Source organism: Thermobifida cellulosilytica TB100, from assembly GCF_001517975.1.
GTDB lineage: Bacteria > Actinomycetota > Actinomycetes > Streptosporangiales > Streptosporangiaceae > Thermobifida > Thermobifida cellulosilytica.
This window is the reverse complement of the sequence record NZ_KQ950187.1, coordinates 107,956-112,177: the sequence shown is the minus strand read 5'-3', so window position 1 is coordinate 112,177 and position 4,222 is coordinate 107,956. Positions and strand designations below refer to the sequence as shown.

Genomic DNA, 4,222 nt, shown 5'->3' with positions numbered 1-4,222 from the left:
AGGTCGGCGTAGGAGGCCCGGCCGTCGGCCTGCAAGCAGCGCACCAGCCGCCAGTCCAGCGGGTCGATGGCCACGTCGCGCAGCGGCCGCACGCTGGAGTACTCGTCCTTGGCGATCTCGTCCCCGCGGAAGACCTCCGCCTCGACGACCCCGGGGATCTTGCGCACCTGGGTGAGCTCGGCGGCCAGCGCGCTGTCGTCGCGGACCCGCACGTGCGCCACCACGGGGAAGCGCCCGGCGGTCTGCGCGGCGAAGACCACGGCCTCGCGCCGGACCAGTTCGTCGAGGACCGAGCGGACCGGTCCGCAAACACGGAGTGAAATGTGTCCGAACACCTCCATTCCCATGACTCCGGCGTGCAGCACCCCGACGATCCGGATCGCTCCGGTGGCGACGAGGTGCTTGACCCGGGCGCGGACCGCCGTACGCGACAGCCCCACCCGGTCGGCCAGAGCCTGATACGTCGCTCTTCCGTCCCCCTGCAGCGCTCGCACGAGCGCAGCGTCGACCGCATCGAGCACGATGATTTGTGCCTTTCGTTGCTGTGACGGCACCCCCTGTCCCCCCGGGTGCCGCCCCCTCCTGCGGCCTGATCATGGCAGCTAACGAGGCGGTTAACTACCGATCACGGAAGAAACAGGGCCGACTTCGGCCATCCAACAACCTGCAAATCGACATAACATCCAGATATCCGGACAAATCACTCCGCCGGTGAGGGTGTCCGCTGTGGGGATCGCTGTCTCAGCAACTCCGGCAAAGCGCGACACTGGATGCGCACGACAGCGCGCACCCGGTGGGACGGGTCCCCCCGCCTCTCTCCTTCCGTCCCGCCGCCCGGGTGTCTGGTGGGACATCTGAGAAAGGGAACAACCCGATGGGCAGAAGACGGCGGTTGACCGAGTCCCCCTCCCGTCCGAGGAGCACGACCCGGGCACTGCTGTGGACCGCCGCCTCCGCCGTCCTCCCCGGCGTGGCGCACCTGCGCGCCGGACGGCGTCTGGCCGGAACCGTCATCCTGGCCTGCTACCTGCTGCTGGTCGCGGCCCTGGTCGCGGGCGTCCTGGTGCTGCGGGACAACCTGGTGCTGAGCGCCACCCTGGCCACCCAGGACCACTGGCTGCTGATCGCCGGGATCGGCTCCTTCGCCGTGGCGGTGCTGTGGATGACCGTGGTCGTCCACTCCTACGCGGTCACCCGGCCCGAGCGGAGCGGCTGGGGCGGCCGCATCGCCGCGGGCGTGGTCGTCACGGCGCTGTGCCTGGCCGTCGCGGCCCCCGCGGCCGCGGTCGGCTACGCCTCCTACACCGCCTACGACCTGTCCAACACGCTGTTCGGCGCGGCCCAGGAGCCGCACGACGACGCCGACCCGTGGAACGGCCAGGACCGGGTCAACGTGCTGCTGCTGGGCGGGGACGCGGGCAAGAACCGCTACGGCATGCGCACCGACACCATGATCGTGGCCAGCATCGACGTGGAGACCGGCGACGTGGTGCTCATCGGGCTGCCGCGCAACCTGGAGAACGTGCCCTTCCCCGAGGGCACCGCGCTGGCCGAGCGCTACCCCGCGCCGTACGGCTTCGACAACCTGCTCAACGAGGTGTACCAGACGGTCTCGGAGGACCCGGCGCTGGCGATCAACCCCTACGCCTCCGACCCCGGCGCCGACACCCTCAAGCAGGTGATCGGCTTCGCCCTCGACCTCGACATCGACTACTACGCGCTGGTCGACATGCAGGGCTTCGAGGACATCATCGACGCCATCGGCGGCATCCGGGTCTACCTGGAGGAGCCCCTCCCCTACGGCCAGCGCGGCGAGTACATCGACGCGGGCTGGCAGACCCTCGACGGCCGCGAGGCGCTGTGGTACGGGCGGACCCGGGTCAACAGCGACGACTACTCCCGGATGGGCCGCCAGGGCTGCCTGATCAAGTACGTGGCCGAGCAGGCCGCCCCCGCGACCCTCCTCACCAGCTTCCGGTCGCTGGCCGCGGCCGCCAAGAGCACCCTGCGCACCGACATCCCCCAGCCCAAGCTCCCGCACTTCGTGGAGCTGGCCGAGAAGGCCTCCTCCGCCGACATGGAGACCCTGCAACTCTCCCCGCCGCAGGTGAACACCGCCTACCCCGACTGGGAGCACATCCGCGCGCTGGTGCGCGGCGCGCTGTCGGACGCCCCGCAGGCCTCCCCCTCCCCGTCCGCCTCGGCCTCCGCCGAGGGCGTCCCCGGCGCCGAGGGCGCCGCCGAGACCCCCGGGCAGACCGAGTGGCAGGAGTACACCGGGCTGCCCGAGCCCACCCCCGACTCCCCGGGGCGCCAGGTCGGCGACGAGGCGGCCGCCCTCGACGAGCTGTGCCCCTGACCTCACGCTGAGCCCGCGCCCCGTCGCGCAAGGCCCGGGATCAACTACGCGAACCCGGCGTCTATCATCGGCGGCGGGGTACGGGCTCAACGGGGCGCCCGTGAGACACCCCTGTACGGCCACAACCGGTGCTTCCTCCCGGCACACCCCGAGCCGGGGTGTGCCCGTGAGGCGCGCCCCGACACGGAGGCGACCATGTCGGCAAACCTCGACGAGAAGCTCAGCCCGATCTACGAGGAGATCCTCAGGCGCAACCCGGGGGAGATCGAGTTCCACCAGGCGGTGAGGGAGGTTCTGGAGAGCCTCGGACCCGTGGTGGCCAAGAACCCCGAGATCAGCCACGCCAAGATCATCGAGCGGCTGTGCGAGCCGGAGCGGCAGTTGATCTTCCGCGTGCCCTGGACCGACGACTCCGGGGAGATCCACGTCAACCGCGGGTTCCGGGTGGAGTTCAGCAGCACCCTGGGCCCCTACAAGGGCGGCCTGCGCTTCCACCCCTCGGTCAACCTCGGGATCGTCAAGTTCCTCGGGTTCGAGCAGATCTTCAAGAACTCGCTCACCGGGCTGCCCATCGGCGGCGGCAAGGGCGGCAGCGACTTCGACCCCAAGGGGCGCTCCGACGCCGAGATCATGCGGTTCTGCCAGTCCTTCATGACCGAGCTCTACCGGCACCTGGGCGAGTACACCGACGTTCCCGCCGGCGACATCGGGGTGGGCGGCCGCGAGATCGGCTACCTGTTCGGCCAGTACAAGCGGATCACCAACCGCTACGAGTCCGGGGTGCTCACCGGCAAGGGCCTCAGTTGGGGCGGCTCCCAGGTGCGCCGCGAGGCCACCGGCTACGGCTGCGTGATGTTCACCGCGGAGATGCTGCGGGCCCGCGGCGACACGCTGGAGGGCAAGCGGGTCGCGGTGTCCGGCTCGGGCAACGTGGCGATCTACGCGATCGAGAAGGCCCAGCAGCTCGGCGCGCACGTGGTGACCTGCTCCGACTCCAACGGCTACGTGGTCGACGAGAAGGGCATCGACCTGGAGCTGCTCAAGCAGGTCAAGGAGGTCGAGCGGGGCCGGGTCTCCGACTACGCCAAGCGGCGCGGCTCCCACGTCCGCTACATCGAGTCCTCCGCCTCCAGCGTCTGGGAGGTGCCCTGCGACGTGGCGCTGCCGTCGGCCACGCAGAACGAGCTGACCGGGCGCGACGCGGCCACCCTGGTGCGCAACGGCGTCGTCGCCGTGGCCGAGGGCGCCAACATGCCGACCACGCCCGAGGGCATCCGGGTGTTCGCCGAGGCCGGGGTGGCGTTCGCCCCGGGCAAGGCCGCCAACGCCGGCGGCGTCGCCACGAGCGCGCTGGAGATGCAGCAGAACGCCTCCCGCGACTCCTGGAGCTTCGAGCACACCGAGCAGCGGCTCGCGGAGATCATGCGCCACATCCACGACACCTGCTACGAGACGGCCGACCGCTACGGGCGTCCCGGCGACTACGTGGCGGGCGCCAACATCGCCGGGTTCGAGCTGGTCGCCGAGGCGATGCTCGCCCAGGGCCTGGTCTAGCCCGGGCGGCGCGGGCGCCGGAGAGGCTCCGGCGCCCGCGCCGGTGGCCGGTTCGTGCCGCCGCGTTGTCCGCCCCGCCGCGCCGTGTGACGATGCGGGGAGGGCAAGCGGCGCGCGGGACGGGAGTCCGATGAGCTCCGGCCAGTTGTGGGTCCTGATCGGTCTGGGGGTCTTCCACGGGGTGCACCCGGCGACGGGCTGGCTGCTCGCGGTCTCCCGCGGGCTCCAGGAGCGGCGCCGCACCGCGGTGCTGGGCGCCCTGCCCGCGCTGGCGGCGGGGCACCTGGCGGCCGTCGCGCTGGCGGCGGT

Annotated in this window: 3 protein-coding genes and 1 pseudogene; 3 read left to right on the top strand and 1 reads right to left on the bottom strand. The window is 71.4% G+C overall.

Annotated elements, in window-relative coordinates; all coding sequences use genetic code 11:
* The coding region (locus tag AC529_RS17980; protein WP_157080275.1) for an AsnC family transcriptional regulator at positions 1-521 on the bottom strand (521 nt) is incomplete at its 3' end.
* Positions 522-874: 353 nt separating this feature from the next.
* Between AC529_RS17980 and AC529_RS17975 the strand changes: the two genes are divergently transcribed.
* The 3 genes and pseudogenes from AC529_RS17975 to AC529_RS20645 form a co-directional block, all read left to right on the top strand.
* Positions 875-2,359 carry an LCP family protein gene (locus tag AC529_RS17975; RefSeq protein WP_068758532.1) on the top strand — a complete coding sequence of 495 codons (1,485 nt, stop codon included), beginning with the start codon at positions 875-877 and terminating at the stop codon, positions 2,357-2,359.
* A 195-nt stretch (positions 2,360-2,554) separates the two neighbouring features.
* Positions 2,555-3,913 carry an NADP-specific glutamate dehydrogenase gene (gene gdhA / locus AC529_RS17970; RefSeq protein ID WP_068758531.1) on the top strand — a complete coding sequence of 453 codons (1,359 nt, stop codon included), beginning with the start codon at positions 2,555-2,557 and terminating at the stop codon, positions 3,911-3,913.
* A 130-nt stretch (positions 3,914-4,043) separates the two neighbouring features.
* Positions 4,044-4,222: pseudogene (locus AC529_RS20645) on the top strand (cell wall anchor protein); the annotation flags it as partial.